The sequence below is a fragment of the Kitasatospora sp. NPDC092039 genome, assembly GCF_044756065.1.
GTDB lineage: Bacteria > Actinomycetota > Actinomycetes > Streptomycetales > Streptomycetaceae > Kitasatospora.
The window spans coordinates 73,271-91,356 of sequence record NZ_JBIVSD010000018.1; the positions used below are offsets into that span (position 1 = coordinate 73,271).

The window sequence follows — 18,086 nt, forward strand, 5'->3', positions numbered from 1 at the left end:
GTGGCCCGGGTTGTCGTGTCCGGGGAGACGTGACGGAGGGAGCCGGGGTGGAGAGCGCGGGCACGGGCGGTCGGGAGGTCATGGCGGCGGCGGGGGTGCTGTTCCCGGACGGGGCGGGGCGGGTGCTGGTGGTCCGGTTGCCGTACGACCGGAAGCATCCGGTGGCGATCCCGGGCGGCGGGTGGGAGCCGGTGGACCGGTCGCCCCGGGAGACCGCCCTGCGGGAGATCCGCGAGGAGCTGGGCTTCACGCCCCGACTGGGGCCGCTGGCCGGCGTGGACTGGGCGCTGCTGCGCCACGGCGACCTGCCGATCGTCGTGTACCTGTACTGGGCCGAGCCGCTGACGCCGGAGCAGGCGGCGGCGTTCCGGCCGGACGCGGCGGAGATCGGCGGCTGGACCTGGCTGACGGCGGAACAGGCCGGGCACGCGCTGCCGCCGCGGCTGTCGCGCCGGGTGACGGCCTGCCTGCTGGCGCCGCGCGACGCCGGACCGCTGGAGCTGGAGGACAGCCGGCCGGTCGGGCACACGCTCGGACGGCTGCCCGCCGACGCTCCGGTGCCCGAGTACGCCGGACTGGCCGCGGCGCCGGGGCTGACGCCGTCGGCCGAGGAGCCTCCGGAGCCGCCGATGGACCGGGAGACGTACTACGCCACCCGGCCGCGGATCCGGGCGAAGGCGCGGGCGCTGTTCACCGACGCCGCCGGCCGGGTCCTGCTGGTACGGCTGCGGCCGTGGGACGGGCCGCGCGGGCAGGAGCCGTACTGGACGCTGCCGGGCGGCGGGGTCGAGGCGGACCGGGAGATGCCCCGGGCGGCGGCCCGGCGGGAGGTCCGCGAGGAGCTCGGCTGGGAGGTCGAGCCGGGGCCGTTGCTGGTGCTGGACTGGCAGCCGGGTGCGGCCGCCGACCCGGAGGCGGACCCGGCGGTCGGCCGGGACACCGCCGTCCTGGTGTACGTGTTCGACGGGGGCACCGTGACGGAGCGGGCGCTCGGCTCGATCGTGCTGCCGGAGGAGGAGTTGGTGGAGTGGCGGCTCTGCGAGCCGGCCGAGGCGCGGGCGCTGCTCACCGGCCCGTCCTGGGACCGTACGGCCGCCGCGCTGGCCGCCCGGGGACGGGCGGGCGGGCCGGTCGAGCTGGTGCGCGGGCGGGCCGTCGGACCGGACCAGGCGCAGGGCGCGCGGCCGGGCCTGTCGCAGGGCCTCGCGGACGGCCTCGCGGAGGGCCGGTCGCAGGACCTCGCGGAGGGCCTCTCGCAGGGGTGAGACCCGTTGGACGGAGCCCGGCGGGGGCCTGGGCCGCCGCCGGGGCCTCGTCCGCGGCCCTGCCCGTCGGAGCGGCGCGTCAGACCTCCAGCTCGGCCTCGATCCTGCTCAGCTGGTGGCGGGCCATCGCGAGGTTGGCGCGCGCCTTGTCCAGCGCGAGGTAGAGGAACAGGCCCTTGCCGGTGCGGCCGGTGAGCGGGCGGATCAGGTGGTACTGGCTGGTCAGGGTGATCAGGATGTCCTCGATCCCGTCCTGGAGGCCGAGCATGTCCATGGTGCGCATCTTGGCGCGGACCACGTCGGTGTTGCCGGCCGCCGCGACGTTGAGGTCCAGGCCGCCGGGGCCGTCGAGGGTGGCCAGCGCCATGCCGCTGTTGTAGTCCACCAGGGCCGCGCCGATGGCGCCCTCGATGCTGGTCATGGCCTGCTTGAGCGCGCCGGCTGCGTCGGTCATCTGGGTAACTCCCGTTCGGTGATAGGTGGTTCGGGTCAGTTCGGATGGATGGTCCCGGTCAGCCCGCGTCGCGCGGGTCCTTGGGCACGAGGGCGTCGTCGAGCAGCCCGGCGATGCGCTGCGCGCTGCGGCGGGCCTCCAGGTGCAGCCGCCCGACGTTGACGCCGGGGTGCGCCAGCAGGGTCAGCACGCAGCTGCCGCCGGCCGCGTAGGTGGCGACGTAGCCGTTCTCGCCGCGCACCAGCGACTCGCGGAACTCGCCCTGGCCGGTGGTGTCGGCGAGCCGCTGCGCCAGCGAGAGCGAGGCCGCCGTCATCGCGGCCAGCCCCGAGGGCTCGGTGCCATGGGTGTCGTGCGCGATCAACAGGCCGTCCACACTGGCGACCAGACCGCCCGCGAGGTGCGGGACGCGGTGTTTGACGGCACGCAGTTCGGCGAGCAACTCGGTCTCCAAGGCGATCAGTTGTCTCCTTCCGACACGCTGCTTGAGCGCCCGCCTCATGGCCGGAACGACGGGGTCGCGGGCGGGGAGTGGGTCAAAGTCGGGCCTCCAGAAGGTCTCGGACCCGGGTCAGCAGCGCGATGTCCGGGTCGGGGCCGGCCGGCGGGTGGGCCGCGGCCGTGGTGGGCGGGTGTTCGCAGCGTGTGGGGGCTGGGGCGGCGGCGGCCGTGACCGGGGCGCCGGGGAGGCCGGCACCCCGGAGGCTGGCGCCGGGGACCCGGCGGTGCAGCCCGCCGGCTGGTCCGCTCGGCGCCGGTGGGGGACCTTCGCTTCCCGGTACGGCCGTTGGCGGCGCCTCGGGCACCGGGGCGACCGCCCCCGCGTCGGGCGGGCGCGGCACGTCGGACGGGAGCGGCGCACCGGGCGGGGCCGGCACGTCGGACGGGAACGGCGCATCGCACGGGCGCGAGGCGTCCAGCAGCCCGGCGGCGGCCAGTCGGCGGACGTCCGCCGTCACCCCGAAGCCGGAGCGGCCGAGCAGCCGCGCCAGGTCCGCCGGGGTCCTGCGGCCGTCGGCGTGGTCGAGCAGCTCGCGGCGCCGTCGGCCGGACGGGCGGTGGGTCGGCCGCCGGCCGTGCCCGGCCGGACGGACGGGCGCGTTGTCGAGCCGGCCCCACGGCCAGATTCCGTCGAGCAGCCGCCGACGGCGTTCGACCTCGCGGCGGATCCGGGCCGGGTCGACCTCCGCGACCGGCCCGAGCCAGTGCCGGGCGTCGGCCTCGAACCGCCAGACGCCGCCGGCCGGGTCGGCGAGCACGAAGAAGGCGGCGTCGAACAGCGTTCCCAGGTGGCCGAGTTCGAGCTCTCCCCGGGTGAGCAGCCGCCGTTCGACGAGCGCCTCGCCGACCCTGGACCGCGGACCGTGGACCCGGAGCAGCTCCGCCCAGTCCGCGGGGGTGATCCGGCCGCAGCCGGTGAGCAGGTCGGCCAGGCCGGGCGCCCGGGGGGACTCGGCGGCGGTCACCCGGCCGTCGACCAGGTGGAGGCTGCCGAGCGGTCCGTGCAGGGCGCCGGTGGCGCGGCGGTCGGCGAGCAGGCCGAGGGCCTCGCCCGGTGTCCTCGGGGTGGCGGCCCCCGCCGGGGGCGGCGCGGTGCCGGTCGCGGCGGTCACGCGCTCACCCCAGCACCAGTTCCTCGGTGAGCGCCTGGAGGCGGAAGCGGGCGGCGGCGAGGTTGCCCTCCGCGCGGTCCAGCCAGAGGTGCAGGACGAGCCTGCTGTCGAAGACGGTGTCGATGAAGCGGATCAGGTGGTAGCTGCGGCCGGCGGTGACGATGATGTCCTCCAGCGGGGCCCGCCGGTCCTCCGCCGCGGTGAAGGTCTGGCTCTCGACGGCCGCCCGCACCAGGTCGGTCGCCTCGGCGGCCGAGGTCTCGTGCTCACCGGTCGGGCTGCCCCCGAGGCTGCCGAGGGCGAGCCCGCTGCTCCAGTCGACCAGGCTCGCGGCGCGGGCCCCGGGGATCGCCATCGCTCCGGAGAGGCATTCGTCGATACCGGGCACACCGGCTCCTTCGCGGGGTCTGGGCGGCCGGGCGCAGCGCGGCGCCGACCGGTTCACCACCAGCAGTGGTTGGTTCGACACGGAAGGCTACTGCCGGATCCCATATGACGAACATTCCAATGGCATATTCACATCGGCAACGGCCAGTTTCAGCCAAGAACTGACGGCACATCAGTCCGGACGGATGGGGTGACACCAGTGGTGGACCAGGGGGTTGGAGCGCCGTTCACCGGCCACCTGGCCCGGCACCTTGGCCGAGACCGGGCCGTACCCGGCGGTTTCGGGGCTGAGAATGCGATAAGAGGATGCCGCCGTGGAGCGCCGACCCGGCGAAGGGGCCCGCCGAGGCCGGGCCGCCGGCCCGGTCCCCCGCCCGTTCGGACCCGCCCACCTCCCTGCTCAGGCCTGGCCACCTCCCTGCTCAGGCCTGGCCGACGGCCTCCGCGAGCAGCCGGTAGGAGTCGAACAGTGCCGTGCGGTCGTAGGTGCTGGTGGTGACCAGGAACTCGTCCGCCCCGCTGCGCTCCACCAGCGCCGCCAGCTCGGCGGCGGCCTGCTCCGGGGTGCCCGCGATGTGGCCCTTGAGCGACTGCTCGTACGCGGCCCGCTCCCTGGCGGTCATCTCCCGGGCACGGATCTCGGCCGCGGGGGCGAGGGGCGGGAACTCGCCGTGGGTGCGGGAGTACGCGCCGGACCACGCCTCCGGGACGAGCAGCTCGCGCGCCCGCTCGGCCGTCTCCGCGACCGCCACCGTGCCCGAGACCACCACGTACGGCTCGGCGGCCCGCGCGGAGGGGCGGAACCGGCTGCGGTAGCGGTCGATCGCCGCCAGCATCCGGTCCTGCCCGCGCGGGGCGGCGATCACCAGCGGCAGCCCGGCCTCGGCGGCCAGGTCGGCGCCCTCGCCGGTGGCCAGCACGAAGGCCGGGACGTGCAGGCCCTCGGCCGGCCGGGCGTGCACTCCGCGGTGGGCCTGCTGCGAGCCGTCGAAGTAGCCCAGCAGTTCGGCCAGCTGGGCGCCGAACTCGTCCGCGGCGTCCTTCTCCCGCCCGAGCGCCCGCCGGACACCGTCGGTGAAGCCCACCGAGCGCCCGAGCCCCATGTCGATCCGCCCCGGGAACAGCGCGGCCAGCACCCCGAACTGCTCGGCCACCACCAGCGGCTGGTGGTTGGGCAGCATCACCCCGCCGGTGCCGACCCGGATCCGCGTGGTGGCCGCCGCCACCGCCGCGGCGAGCACGGTGGGCGCCGATCCGGCCGCCCCCGGCACCCCGTGGTGCTCGGAGACCCAGAACCGGTGGTAGCCGAGCCGCTCCGCCTCGCGGGCGAGGGCCACCGTGTCCCGCAGGGCCTGGGCCGGCTCCTCGCCCTGCCTCGTCCGGGAGCGGTCGAGCACGGAGAGCCTGGTCGTGGGCGCGGCACTGGTCACACCGGTGGACAACGCCCGCCCGTCGCCCGGGCATTCCCCGGCCGGCCACGGCCGGCGGCGCCGCCACCGCCGGACCGCCCCCGGGCCGGACTCAGTCGGTCACCGAGAACCCGTGCGCCGAACCCAGCCGGTGCAGCGAGGCCTGGCCGGGAACCCCGTCCGCCGCCCCCGCCTCGTACCCGCAGCGCCGCTGCCAGGCCGCGTACGCGGAGACCGTCCGGCTGCCGAACGAGCCGTCCACCCAGCGCTGTTCGAGCAGCCCCTCGTCGACGAGCGCCTGCTCCACGATCGCCGCCTCGGCCGGGTACGTCAGGTGCCCCTGCTCGGCCCCCGGGTCGGTCCTGGCGGCCGCGACCACGTGGGCCACCGAGACCGTCCGCCGGCCGGGCAGGTAGCCGAGCAGCCGGCGCAGCGAACCCTCGCCCGGGACGCCGTCCGCCGCCTGCCCGGAGTAGCCGAGACTCGCCTGGTAGTCCGCGTAGTTCCGGGTGTCCGCGTCCGTCCAGTTCGGGCCCGGGCCGGAGCGGTAGTGGTCGCCGAAGCCGTGCGAGACCAGCGCCCGCCCGACCGCCGTGACCTGGTAGCCCTGGGCGCCGTAACCGTACGGCAGGCCGTTGATGCTGACCTGGTAGCGGGCGGGCGTGGCCGGGGGCACCGGCTGCTGCTGCGAGGGCGGGTCGCCCGGGGAACCGGGCCCGGCCGTGAAGTCGGGCCAGGAGCCTGGGTCGGTGTGGTCGTTGTACGGCACGTGGGCGTGCGCGTACCAGCCGCCGCGGGTCTCCCAGACCTGCTCGTCGCGGCGGCCGGAGAAGTCGCCGGGCCGGCCCATCGGCCAGGCGTCGGGCACGCCCCAGGAGGAGACCCAGGCGTGGATGCGGTCCCAGCCCGCGCAGGGGGTGTCGACCAGCCGGGGGTAGACGACACCCCGGTAGCGGCAGTAGGGGAAGAAGACCGCCTCGATCTGGATCACCACCCGCCCGGCCCGGTTGGTACGGGTCGGGCTCTCGGCGGGGCTGAGCAGGCTCTTCGAGCGGGAGTCGGCCGGGAACAGCTGCGCCGTGCGGCCGCTGAACGGGTCCCAGACCAGGTGCGGCGCGCTGCCGGCGCCGCTGCCGGTGAAGTAGCCGACCAGGTCCTCGTAGGAGCACCAGTCCTGCGGGGCGGCGGCGGTCGCGTTGCGGTCCCAGGTGATGTGGGCGATGGCCTTCGGCGGGTACTGCTGGTCGGTCGGTGCGTGGTCGCCGAGGTCGTGGATCTCGGCACCGGGCAGCCACGGTTCGGGCATTGCGCTCTCCTCCGAACGGCGTGAGGGCATCACTTCCGGTATCGGCAGGAACGGCTCGCGGGTTGACCCCGAGGGCGCGGATTCGGGGCGGTGAACCCCCCGCCCCCGCGCAGCCGTTCGACTCCACAGGGGGCGCTCGCCCCCGCGTGCGATTCGGGCGCCCGTGCGGGGGCGGCCGTTCGCGCGGAGGGGGCGCATTCCACCCCCGTCAGGGCCCCGCTGTCAATCGTTGACATCACAAGTGGTCTAGTCCACGGTGGTCCGGCGGACCGGCGCCGGCCCGTTCCCGGGCCTCGCATCGCGCCCAACAGACCGCCGTGGAACCGAATCTGACGATCCGATGGAGAACTCCGCACCATGCAAAGAGTCTGCCTCGCCCTGCCCACCATGCGGTCCTGCCCCGACACCATCGCGGAGCTCGCCGAGGAGGCGGCCTACGCCGTCGCGCACTTCGGGGTCGAGGTGCACCTCCTCGTCCTCGACACCACCGACGCCGCCCGGTTCGCGGAGAACGCGGCCGCCGTGGCCGCGCTGGAGCCCACCCCCGGCGTGGTCGTCCACCACCTCGGCGAGGAGCGGCAGCGGGACTTCCTGCGCCGGGTGGCCGAGCGCACCGGCGCCGCCGACCCCGACCTGCTGCTCGACCTGATGCTCCCGCGGGCCGTCGCGTACGGCTCCTGCGTCAACCGGCTCTTCCTGGGCGCGGCCGCCCTGGGCTGCACCTCGGCGCACCTGCGCAACGACGACGCCGACTTCCAGGTCGTCGACGGGCAGAAGGTCTTCCCGATCCACCACGAGCTGCTCTCGATCGGCCGACCGGCCGGCGAGGCGGCGGCCGCCGTGTCCCGCTCCGAGCTCGACCCGGCCGACGCGGACAAGCCGGTGATGCTGGTCAGCGGCTCCTTCATCGGCGAACTCAACGTGGACATCAGCGAGATCCACGAGCTGGACCCGGCCGTCTACCGCGAGGTGGTGCGCCTGTGGACCCCGCCGGTGTGGTCCGAGGAGGAGCGGGACGCGATGGTGGACGTCTCCTTCAAGGGCGCCGGCTCCGAGCCGTTCGGGACCGACGAGTCCGTCCTCGGTGTGCCCGACATCTGGGACGTCTACATGTGCAACCTCGCCCTGGACCACCGGGCCTACGAGGTGCTGCCGCTGCTGCCCTCGATCGAGACCATCGGCAGCGACTACGCCCTGCTGCACGCCCTGGTCCACTCCCGGATGCCCGGCGTCGTCCACAACCGCCACATCGTCAACTACTACACGCCCGAGCGCCGCACCGGCGCCGGTTTCGTCGCCTACCAGCTGCGCTTCGTCAAGTTCCTGCTCTCGATGCTGTACCTGTACCCGGTCTACGGCGGGATGATCGACCTCGGCCGCGGCCTGCTGGACGAGCGGCACGGGCTGAAGGTCGAGCCGATCCTCGACCTGGTGCGCGGCAGCGTCGACTGGGACCGGGCCGGGAACGAGCACTGCCTGGACGTCCTGGACCGCTCCTACCGCAAGCTGGGCGGCAAGTACGCCGAACTCGCGGACGTGGTGGCCGGAAAGCGGCAGCAGCTCCTGGACGAGGCGCGGGAGGACGCCGAGCGCTGGGCGGTGTTGGTGGAGGCCTGGGCGGGGATGGTGGCCGCCGCCCGCACGGAGGGGCTCGGCGCCGCGACCGAGGTCGCGGCCTGGTGAGCGAGGGGCTCCGGATCCGGCTCCTGGCCGAGGGCGACTGGGACGCCGTGGTCGCGCTGGAACACGACGCCTACGCGGCCGACGGCCTGTCGGAGGGCCGGGAGGCGCTCCGGTCGCGCGCCCTCAGCTCACCGCAGACCTGCTTCGTGCTGGAGCAGCACGGTACGGTCCGCGGCTACCTGCTGAGCCTGCCGTACCCGCCGCTGCGCTGCCCCGACCTGGACCGGCCGGAGGCGACGGCGTACGCGTCGGACAACCTGCACGTGCACGACCTGGTGATCGCCGAGGAGCTGCGCGGCCGGGACGTCGCGCTGGGGTTCATCCGGCACTTCCGGGAGCGGGCGGAGGAGCAGGGGTACGAGCGGATCTCGATGGTCGCGGTGCGCGGGGCGGACATCCTGCTGCGGCTGCTCGGCTACCGGGCGCACCGGGAGGTGCCGGTGCCCGCCTGCTACGGGCGGCGGGCGGTGTACATGTCCATGCCGGTGAGCTGAGCGACCGGCCCCCGCTCCTCCTCGACCGGTGACCACCCGGTCGGGCTGGCCCCAGCTGCGGCGCTCATCCCTTCGGGTGAAGCTGTTGGCGGGCTGCGTCCCCTCCGCAGCCCGCCGGCACCACCGTCCGCATGGTTGAGGAGCAGCGCATGAAGGCCGCCGTCGTCCGCGATTTCACCGCACCCCTGGCCGTCGAGGACCGTCCGGTACCCGAGCCGGCCGCCCACCAGGTCCGGGTCCGGATCGAGGCCTCCGGCCTCTGCCACACCGACATCCACGCCGCGCACGGCGACTGGCCGGTCAAGCCCACCCCGCCGTTCGTCCCCGGCCACGAGGGCGTCGGCATCGTCGAGGCCGCCGGTAGCGACGTCCGGCACGTCCGGGTGGGCGAGCGGGTCGCCATCCCCTGGCTCGCGGACGCCTGCGGACGCTGCGACCACTGCGTCACCGGCTGGGAGACGCTCTGCCTCCAGCAGCACAACAGCGGCTACTCGGTGGACGGCGCCTACGCCGAGTACGCCCTCGCCCACGGCGACTACGTCGTCCTCGTCCCGGACGGCATCGACCCGCTGGACGCCGCGCCGCTGTCCTGCGCGGGCGTCACCACCTACAAGGCGCTCAAGGTCTCCGACGCCGGACCGGGCACCCGGGTCCTGGTCTCCGGCATCGGCGGGCTCGGCCACCTGGCCCTCCAGTACGCCCGGATCTTCGGCGCCGAGACCATCGCCGTCGACGTCACCGACGACAAGCTCGCCCTCGCCCGCGACCTCGGCGCCGACCACGTCCTCGACGCCCGCACCCAGGACGTCGCCGCCGAGGTCCAGGCCCTCGGCGGCGCCCACGCCGCGATCGCCCTCGCCGTCAGCAACGCCTCCTTCCAGGCCGCCTACGGCGCCCTGCGCCGCGGCGGCACCCTCGTCCTGGTCGCCCTCCCGGCCGCCGGCAAGCTCGAACTGCCCGTCTTCGAGACGGTGTTGAACGGCACCAAGGTGATCGGCTCGATCGTCGGCACCCGCGAGGACCTCGCCGAGGTCTTCCGGCTGCACGCCCTCGGCCGCACCCGGGTGATCCGCGAGACCCGCCGCCTCGAGGACGTGAACGCCTGCTTCGACGAGGTCCTGAGCGGCACGGTCTCCGCCCGCCTGGTCTTCGACCTGCGCTGACCCCCGCCCGTCCGCCCGCCCTCCGTCCCGCCCGGCCGCCCGCCGTTCCACGCAGGCCGGGAACGGCCCCGGCCGGGCGGGTTCGTCCGGGTGGGGTTGCAGTTGCGTCTCCGTTCCGTTCGGCGGGGGTACGAACCGGGGGGCGGTCCGGGATCGTGGGGGCGACCACTCGTGCGGCAGGGGGAGTTGCCATGGGGGACGGCCGGGGGCTGGCACCGGATGCGGTGGCGGCGCTGCTGGGCGACGGGCCGCACCGGGCGGTGGCGGACGTCGTGCGGGCGCGGTTGCGGATGGTGCCGGAGGGGGCCCGGGCCCTCGCGGCGGCGGAGGCGAGCCCGGGGGACGCGCAGGCACGGGCGCTGCTGACCGCCGCCGTCGCGCAACTGCTGGCCGCGGACCAGGCGTTCGCGCGGTACCTGGCCACCACCGGAGTCGGGAAGCCGGGCGATCCGCCGACCGTCCAGCTGCGGAGCGATCCCGGCACCGTGCAGCTGCGGGTCGGCCCGGCGTCCGCGCCGCCGCCGAAGGGCCCGACCACCGTCCAGTTGCGGACCGGCCCCGCGGCCGCCCGCGCCCGGGCGCTCGCCGCCCGGCGGAGCAGCGCCGGGATCGTGGTGGCGCTCGTCCTGGTGCTGGTCGCCGCGCTGGTCGCGCTCGGCGTCCACCTGGGCTCGCGCCCGCTGCTGAAGCCGGGCGGGCCGGGCCTGGCGCACGCCGCACCGCCGCTGGGCGACCCGGCGCTGGTGCGGGGGGTGCTGCCCGACGAGGGGGCGATGCCGCGCGGGTGGCGGGTGCAGCGGGGGCCCCGGTCGGGGACGGGTACGGCCGGTGAGCTGCCATGTCTGCTGCCGGACTCCTGCGACCAGCAACTCGCGTACGCCACGGTGACCTTCGGTGCGGCCTCGGTGGAGAGCCTGGAGTTCAGCGCGGTCGCCTTCGCCTCCCCCGAGGCCGCCGCCAAGGCCTTCGACAGCACGCTGGAACGCACCGGCGGCGAGGAGTCCACGGCGGTGGCCGTCCCGCAGGTCGGCGACCGGAGCGCCACCCGTACCCACGGTTCCTCGTCGGCGGTGGCGCTGGTCCGGGTCGGCGGCGTGCTGCTCCTGGTGCGCGAGGAGGGGCCGGGCGCCGCCCTCACCGCGCCCGGCCTCACCGTGTTCGCCCGGCTGGTCGCCGACCGCGCCCGGCAGGCCCAGGACGGCCGCACCCCGGACGCCTCCGCCCGGGGTGCGGCGGGCTGACCGAGCAGCAGACGCGGAACACGGCCGTACGGTCAGGGCTCACCCGTTCCAGGGCGCCGACGGTCCGATCGCGGTCGAACACGCTCTCCTTGCGGAAGCAGCCGATGCCGCCGGCGCCGTCGGCCGGCAACTCGCCGGCGTACAGCCGCTCCACGCGCCGGGAGAGGATCAGCACCGGCAGCCCGGGCACCGCCCGGCGCCCTGGTCAGGGTGAAGGGTGCGGCTGGACCCACCCGTCGTCGGTCCAGGCCCGACCGGCCGGGCCCTGCATCGGAATCGCGCCCACGGGGCGCCGCCCGCTCGGGCAGCGGCCGACAGGGCCGTAGCCCGAATGCATGTATCGCTCTCTTGACTGGCGTCACCGACCCGCCATACTGGCCTCACTCCCCGCTCGCACGATGAGGTGCCCGCCCATGGAGCTCTCCCCCTCAGCGCACGTGGACACGTTCTGTCGAGACCACCTCCCACCCTTCGAGCAGTGGCCGGAACTCCTCTTCGAACTCCCGGAGTTGGCCTACCCTGACCGCCTGAACAGCGCCGCCGCCCTGCTCGACGACACCATCGGACGCCTCGGCCCGGACCGCCGCTGCCTGCTCACCCCCACCGGCGGGTGGTCCTACGGCGAACTGCGCGACCACGCCGACCGGATCGCCCGCCTACTGACCGAGGACCTCGGTCTCGTCACCGGCAACCGGGTCCTACTGCGCGGCCCCAACACCCCCTGGCTGGCGGCCTGTTGGCTCGGCGTCCTGAAGGCCGGCGGGGTGGCCGTCACCACCATGCCGCTGCTGCGCGCCGCCGAGCTGACCGAGCTGCACCGGATCGCCCGGCCCGTCCTCGCGCTGTGCGACCACCGCTTCGTCGACGAGCTGCACCGGGCGCGCACCCCCGGCCTGCGCGTCCTGCGCTACGGCGGCCCCGGGCCCGAGGACCTCACCGCCCGCAGCGCCGCCAAGGCCGCCGGCTTCCCGGCCGTCCCGACCGCCGCCGACGACGTCGCGCTGATCGCCTTCACCTCCGGCACCACCGGCCGCCCCAAGGCCACCCTGCACTTCCACCGCGACGTGCTCGCCATCGCCGACACCTTCTCCCGCCACCTGCTCCACCCCACCCCCGAGGACCTCTTCACCGGCACCCCGCCGCTCGGCTTCACCTTCGGCCTCGGCGGCCTGCTGGTCTTCCCGCTGCGGGCGGGCGCCGCCAGCCTGCTGCTGGAGCAGGCCACCCCCGAGCAGCTCGCCGAGCACGTCCGCCGGCACCGGGTGAGCGTGCTGTTCACGGCGCCGACCGGGTACCGGGCGATCCTGGCCGCCGGCCTGGCCGACCGGCTGGCCGGGGTGCGGCGCTGCGTCTCGGCGGGCGAGCCGCTGCCCGCCGCCGTCGGGCAGGCCTTCCACGCGGCCACCGGGCAGCGGCTGATCGACGGCCTCGGCGCCACCGAGCTGCTGCACGTGTTCGTCTCGGCCGCCGGCCGGGACATCCGCCCCGGCTCCACCGGCCGGCCCGTCCCCGGCTTCCGGGCCGCGGTCCTGGACGGGCAGGGCCGCCCGGTACCCGACGGCGAGCCCGGACTGCTCGCCGTCAAGGGCCCGACCGGCTGCCGCTACCTGGACGACGAACGCCAGCTGGACTACGTCCGCGACGGCTGGAACATCACCGGCGACACGTACGTCCGGGACGGTGACGGCTACTTCTGGTTCCGGGCCCGCAACGACGACATGATCGTCTCGGCCGGCTACAACATCGCCGGGCCCGAGGTGGAACAGGCCCTGGCCACCCACCCCGACGTGGCCGACTGCGCGGTGGTCGGCGCGCCGGACGAGCGGCGCGGCGCGGTGGTCAAGGCGTACGTGGTGCTGCGCGAGGGCGTCCCGGCCGGGCCGGAGACGGTGCGCGGACTCCAGGAGCACGTCAAACGCACCATAGCGCCGTACAAGTACCCGCGGGCGGTCGAGTTCGTGCCCGAGCTGCCGCGCACCGCGACCGGCAAGCTGCACCGCGCCGAGTTGCGCCGACGGGCCGCGCCCGCCCCGGCCGGCGTCGCGCCGGTGGTGACCGGCGTTGCACCGGCCACGGACGGCGTCGCGCCGGTCCCGGACGGCATCCCGCCGGTCCCGGCCAGCGTCGCGGTCGAACGCCGGGTGGAGTGGTCCGACACCGACGCCGCCGGGCACTATCACTTCTCCGCCGTCCAGCGCTGGGCCGAGGCGGCGGAGGCGGCGCTGCTGCACCGCCTCGGGCTCGCCGACCTGTTCGGGCGGATCCCCCGGGTGCACTTCGAGGCCGACTACCGCGAACGGCTCTGGTTCGGCGACCTGGTCCGCACCGAGCTGCGGGTGGTCCGGGTCGGCGCCTCCTCGCTGCACTACGCCTTCGAGGTGCACGGACCGCACGGGCTGGCCGCGAGCGGGCGGATGTCGGTGGTGCACTCCGCGCCGCACGACGGGGGCAGCGAGCCGTGGCCCGCGCAGGTCCGCCGCACGCTGGCGGAGTCGGGGCCGCAGCGGCCCGAGGTGCTCGCATGAGCCCGGCACCGGACACCGCCCGGATCGCGGTGATCGGCGCCGGCCCCGGCGGGCTCTACTTCGCCGCCCTGGCCAAGCAGTTGGCGCCCGACCGGGAGATCACCGTCTTCGAGCGGGACGCCCCGGAGGACGAGACCGGATTCGGCGTGGTCTTCTCCGACGAGACCCTGGACGGCATCGCCCGGGCCGACCCGCGGGTGTTCGCCGCGATCAGCGCCGAGTTCGCCCGCTGGAGCGACATCGACGTCCGCTACGCGGGCGAGGTCCGCACCAGCGGCGGCCACGGCTTCGCCGCCCTGGACCGCAACCGGCTGCGCGCCGTCCTGCGGGAGCGCTGCGCCGAACTGGCGGTGGAGGTGCGCTACCGCACCCCGGCCCCGCCGGTCGACCGGCTGGCCGCCGGGTACGACCTGGTGGTGGCCGCCGACGGCATCCGCTCCGGCACCCGGGCCGCGTACCCGGAGAGCTTCCGCCCGGACCTGGACGAGCGCCACTGCCGCTACATGTGGCTCGCCACCGACAAGGTCTTCGAGGCCTTCACCTTCATCGTCGAACGGTACGACTTCGGCGTCCTCCAGGTGCACGCCTACCCGTACAGCGCCACCCGCTCGACCTTCATCGTCGAGGCGGCCGCGGACGCCTGGCGACGCGCGGGCTTCGAGGCGCTGGCCGCGCGGGAGTCGGCGCGCGGCGAGAGCGACCTGGCGAGCGTGCGGCGCTGCGCGGAGCTGCTGGCCGGGCACCTGGACGGCCACCGGCTGATCCCCAGCGCGTCCCGCTGGATCCGCTTCACCACGGTGCGGAACGCGAGTTGGCGCCACCGCAACGTGGTGCTGCTCGGCGACGCCGCGCACTCCGCGCACTTCTCGATCGGCTCGGGCACCAAGCTCGCCCTGGAGGACGCCCTCGCCCTGGCCGCCGCGCTGAGCGAACAGCCCTCCCTGGACGAGGCGTTGGCCGCCTACGAGGCCGAGCGCCGCCCGGTGGTGGAGTCCACCCAGCGCGCCGCGCAGGCCAGCCTGGAGTGGTTCGAGACGATCGGGCGGCGCACCGGGCAGGGCGTCGACCAGTTCGCCTTCAACCTGCTCACCCGCAGCCGACGGGTCACCTACGGCAATCTGCGGGCCCGCGACCCCGCCTTCGTGGACGCCGTGGACACCGCCTTCGGCGGCTCGCCCGGGGTGCCGCCGATGTTCCGGCCGCTGAAGCTGGGCGCGCTGGAGCTGCGCAACCGCGTCGTGGTGCCCCCGCTCGCCACCTTCACCTCCCCCGACACGCTGCCCAGCGGCTTCGACCGGGCCCAGCTGACCGGGCACGCGCTCGGCGGCGCGGGGCTGGTGATCGCCGGGATGACCGCGGTCGCCCCCGAAGGCCGGGCCACCGACCGGTGCCCGGGCCTGTGGACCGACCACCAGGAAGCCGCCTGGCGTCAACTCGTGGACGCTGTCCGGGCGGTGAGCGACACCCCGGTCGGCATCCAGCTGACGCACGCCGGCCGCCGGGGCGCGACCGCCGCCCCCGGGCCGGACGGCGTCGGGCGGCCGCTCGCCGAGGGCTGGCCGCTGCTCGCCCCCTCGGCCATCCCCTGGGACGCCGACAGCGCACTGCCGCACGAGGCGAACGACATCCAACTGGCGGCCGTCACAGCGGACTTCGCGGCCGCCGCCGAGCGGGCCGCCCGGGCCGGCTTCGACGTGCTGGAGCTCCAGTTCGGCCACGGCCATCTGCTCTCCTCCTTCCTCTCCCCGCTGACCAACCGCCGCACCGACGGGTTCGGCGGCCCGCTCGCCCACCGGCTGCGGCTGCCGCTGGAGGTGCTGACGGCGGTGCGCGCCGTCTGGCCGGCCGGCCGGCCGCTGCTGGTGCGGATCTCGGCGAGCGACTGGGCGCCCGGCGGCACCACCGAGGAGGAGGCCGTGGCGATCTGCCGCGCGCTGGCCGGGGCCGGGGCGGACGCGCTGGACGTCTCCACCGGCGAGGTGGTGGCGCACCAGCGGCCGCCGTACGGGCGCGGCTACCAGACGCCCTTCGCCGAGCTGGTCCGCGCCGCCACCGGGCTGCCGACCGTCGCGGTCGGCGCGATCTCGAGTTCCGACGACGCCGACTCCGTGCTGCTGGCCGGGCGGGCCGACCTGGTCGCGGTCGGCCGCGCCCAGCTGTACGACCCGCTCTGGACGCTGCACGCCGCCGCCGAGCGGGGCTACACCGGGCCGGGCGCCCGCTGGCCGGAGCCCTGGCGGGCGGGCGGCCGCAGGCCACCGGGCCCGAGTGCCGACCGGGTCGCCCCGCGCCTGCACCTGCTGCGCGAGCCGCCCGCGCCCCTCCACCGCCGCTGGTCACCACCCCGCCCCGGCGACACCCCCGAGGAGTGACGAGAACCGTGCCCCACCTGCCCCGCTTCACCGCCGCCGCCGTCCAGGCCGCCCCGGTCTACCTGGACCCCGCCGCCACCGTCGACAAGGCCGTCGCGCTGATCCAGGAGGCGGCCGGGCACGGCGCCGAACTGGTCGTCTTCCCCGAGGTCTTCGTGCCCGGTTACCCGTACTGGAACTGGACGATGAACCCGGTGCAGGGCTCGCCCTGGTACGAGCGCCTGTACCAGGCCGCCGTGGACGTCCCCGGCCCGTACGTCGACACCCTGCGGGCCGCCGCCCGGCAGGCCGGCGTGGTGCTGGTGATCGGGATCAACGAACGCGGCCGGCCAGGCCTCGGGCCGCTGTACAACACCGTGCTGATCATCGACGCGGACGGCGAACTGCTCAGCGCGCACCGCAAGTTGATGCCGACCTGGGCGGAGAAGCTGACCTGGGCGCAGGGCGACGGCGCCACCCTCTCGGTGCACCCCACCGCCGTCGGCCCGCTCGGCGCACTGGCCTGCGGCGAGAACACCAACCCGCTGGCCCGCTTCACCCTGCTGGCCCAGGGCGAACTGGTCCACGCCGCCTGCTACATCGCGCTGCCGGTCGGCCCCGAGGACTACGACATGGCGGACTCGATCGCGCTGCGCACCGCCGCGCACTGCTTCGAGGGCAAGGTGTTCTCCGTCGTGTCCTGCTCCACCGTCTCGCCCGAGATGGTGGACCTGATCGCCGGCGACGACCCGCAGGTCCGCAAGCAGCTCGCCCGCCCGCACAGCGCCCTGTCCGGGATCTTCGGCCCGGACGGCCGCCCCGTCACCGAACCGCTGGTGGACGAGGAGGGCATCGTCTACGCCGAGATCGACCTCGGCCACTGCGTCCGGCCCCGGCAGATGCACGACATCGTCGGCCACTACAACCGCTTCGACGTCTTCCGGCTGCACGTGGACAAGCGCCCGCTGCGGCCGCTGGTGCTCCCCGAGGAGGAGGCATGACCAGCCCCGAACCCGCCCCCGACCGCCAGGACGACCGCCGCGACCACGGTGACCACCGCGACGGCTCCGACGACCACGGATCCTTCGACGACGACCGGATCGGCCGGGCCCGGGTCACCGACAGCCCCGAACTGCTCGCCTACTACGAGGAGCTGGCCGAGCACGAGGCCGGCGCCCTGTGGACGGTCGCGAACGAGATCGAGCCCTGGTACCCCCAGCCGAAGTCCGTCCCGGTGCTCTGGCGCTACGCCGACCTCCGCCCGCTGGTGCGCAAGGCGCTGCCGCTGGTGAAGGCCGACGACGCCGGGCGCCGGGTGGTGATGCTGGTCAACCCCGGCCGCCGCGAACTGAGCGCCGCCGTCGGCCTGTTGTACACCGGCCTGCAGATCATGGGCCCCGGCGAGGCGATGACCGCGCACCGCCACCAGGCCTCCGCGCTGCGCTTCGTCCACGAGGGCACCGGCGCCTGGACCGTCGTGGACGGGCAGAAGCTCAGGGTCGGCCCGCGCGACTTCGCGATCACCCCGAACAACACCTGGCACGAGCACGGCAACGAGGCCGACGACGCCCCGGTGATCTGGCAGGACGGCCTGGACATCCCGCTGGTCAACACCCTCGACGCCAACTTCTACGAGGTCCACCCCGAGCTGTACCAGCGGCCGGGGCCGGTCATCAACTCCTCGCTGCTCAGCTACGGCGGCAACCTGTTGCCGTACGGCGCCGAGAAGTGGAGCAGGCCCTACTCGCCGCTGTTCGGCTGGCCCTGGGAGCCCAGCTACCACGCGCTGTGCGAACTCGCCCGCGCCACCGGGGGATCGCCGTACGACGGCGTGATCATGGAGTACACCAACCCGGTCACCGGCGGCCCGGTGATGCCGACCATGTCGGCCCACCTCCAGCTGCTCCGCCCGGGCCAGTCCACCCGCGCCCACCGGCACACCGGCTCGGTGGTGTACACCGCGGCCAAGGGCCGGGGAGTCTCGGTGGTCGCCGGACAGCGCTTCACGTGGCAGCAGGGCGACATCTTCGTCGTCCCGTCCTGGGCGTGGCACGAGCACGCGAACCTCGACCAGGGCGAGGACGCCTGCCTGTTCTCCTTCAACGACTTCCCGGTGATGCACGCGCTCGGCCTCCACCGCGAGGAGGCCCACCCGGACGGGCAGCAGCCCACCACCACCGCCTGACCAGGAGCCC

The 18,086-nt window shown here is 75.3% G+C and carries 15 protein-coding genes; 9 read left to right on the forward strand and 6 right to left on the reverse strand.

The features are described from left to right. Window positions 1-29 precede the first annotated feature (29 nt). Window positions 30-1,265, forward strand: coding sequence for an NUDIX hydrolase (locus ACIQI7_RS29795; RefSeq protein WP_401115859.1), 1,236 nt, complete (start codon window positions 30-32; stop codon window positions 1,263-1,265). Window positions 1,266-1,344: 79 nt separating this feature from the next. On the opposite strand, the gene ACIQI7_RS29800 is transcribed toward ACIQI7_RS29795, so the two are convergent. The 6 genes from ACIQI7_RS29800 to ACIQI7_RS29825 form a co-directional block, all read right to left on the reverse strand. Continuing rightward, window positions 1,345-1,719 carry a hypothetical protein gene (locus tag ACIQI7_RS29800; RefSeq protein ID WP_387760596.1) on the reverse strand — a complete coding sequence of 125 codons (375 nt, stop codon included), beginning with the start codon at window positions 1,717-1,719 and terminating at the stop codon, window positions 1,345-1,347. Window positions 1,720-1,777: 58 nt separating this feature from the next. Beyond that, a complete protein-coding gene (locus ACIQI7_RS29805; protein ID WP_401115863.1) occupies window positions 1,778-2,173 on the reverse strand; it encodes a roadblock/LC7 domain-containing protein in 396 nt (131 codons plus the stop codon). Window positions 2,174-2,255: 82 nt separating this feature from the next. Beyond that, window positions 2,256-3,332, reverse strand: coding sequence for a hypothetical protein (locus ACIQI7_RS29810; RefSeq protein WP_401115869.1), 1,077 nt, complete (start codon window positions 3,330-3,332; stop codon window positions 2,256-2,258). A 4-nt stretch (window positions 3,333-3,336) separates the two neighbouring features. Continuing rightward, a complete protein-coding gene (locus tag ACIQI7_RS29815) occupies window positions 3,337-3,720 on the reverse strand; it encodes a hypothetical protein (RefSeq protein ID WP_401115872.1) in 384 nt (127 codons plus the stop codon). Window positions 3,721-4,141: 421 nt separating this feature from the next. After that, a complete protein-coding gene (locus ACIQI7_RS29820) occupies window positions 4,142-5,149 on the reverse strand; it encodes an LLM class flavin-dependent oxidoreductase (RefSeq protein WP_401115875.1) in 1,008 nt (335 codons plus the stop codon). Window positions 5,150-5,240: 91 nt separating this feature from the next. Beyond that, window positions 5,241-6,434, reverse strand: a complete 1,194-nt coding sequence (locus tag ACIQI7_RS29825; RefSeq protein WP_401115878.1) for a peptidoglycan-binding protein — start codon at window positions 6,432-6,434, stop codon at window positions 5,241-5,243. A 357-nt stretch (window positions 6,435-6,791) separates the two neighbouring features. Here ACIQI7_RS29825 and ACIQI7_RS29830 point away from each other — a divergent pair, with 357 nt between their 5' ends. From ACIQI7_RS29830 to ACIQI7_RS29865, 8 genes are all read left to right on the forward strand, one after another. Beyond that, window positions 6,792-8,117: a DUF6271 family protein gene (locus tag ACIQI7_RS29830; RefSeq protein ID WP_401115881.1), complete on the forward strand. Its 1,326-nt coding sequence runs from the start codon at window positions 6,792-6,794 to the stop codon at window positions 8,115-8,117. Next, on the forward strand, window positions 8,114-8,611 hold the full coding sequence (locus ACIQI7_RS29835; protein WP_401115884.1) for a GNAT family N-acetyltransferase: 498 nt from the start codon (window positions 8,114-8,116) through the stop codon (window positions 8,609-8,611). Before ACIQI7_RS29830 ends, ACIQI7_RS29835 begins: the two co-directional genes overlap by 4 nt. Before the next feature lie 149 nt (window positions 8,612-8,760). Further along, window positions 8,761-9,774 carry an alcohol dehydrogenase AdhP gene (adhP, locus tag ACIQI7_RS29840; protein WP_401115886.1) on the forward strand — a complete coding sequence of 338 codons (1,014 nt, stop codon included), beginning with the start codon at window positions 8,761-8,763 and terminating at the stop codon, window positions 9,772-9,774. A gap of 191 nt (window positions 9,775-9,965) precedes the next feature. Continuing rightward, window positions 9,966-11,015, forward strand: coding sequence for a hypothetical protein (locus ACIQI7_RS29845; protein ID WP_401115889.1), 1,050 nt, complete (start codon window positions 9,966-9,968; stop codon window positions 11,013-11,015). Window positions 11,016-11,428: 413 nt separating this feature from the next. Then, window positions 11,429-13,540, forward strand: coding sequence for an AMP-binding protein (locus ACIQI7_RS29850; protein WP_401115892.1), 2,112 nt, complete (start codon window positions 11,429-11,431; stop codon window positions 13,538-13,540). After that, window positions 13,537-15,912, forward strand: coding sequence for an FAD-dependent monooxygenase (locus ACIQI7_RS29855; RefSeq protein WP_401115895.1), 2,376 nt, complete (start codon window positions 13,537-13,539; stop codon window positions 15,910-15,912). The genes ACIQI7_RS29850 and ACIQI7_RS29855 overlap by 4 nt, the downstream gene beginning before the upstream one ends. Before the next feature lie 8 nt (window positions 15,913-15,920). Beyond that, entirely contained in the window at window positions 15,921-16,892 is a 972-nt protein-coding gene (locus tag ACIQI7_RS29860; protein ID WP_401115898.1) for a carbon-nitrogen hydrolase family protein, read from the forward strand. Further along, window positions 16,889-18,076 carry a cupin domain-containing protein gene (locus ACIQI7_RS29865; RefSeq protein ID WP_401115902.1) on the forward strand — a complete coding sequence of 396 codons (1,188 nt, stop codon included), beginning with the start codon at window positions 16,889-16,891 and terminating at the stop codon, window positions 18,074-18,076. Before ACIQI7_RS29860 ends, ACIQI7_RS29865 begins: the two co-directional genes overlap by 4 nt. Window positions 18,077-18,086 lie beyond the last annotated feature (10 nt).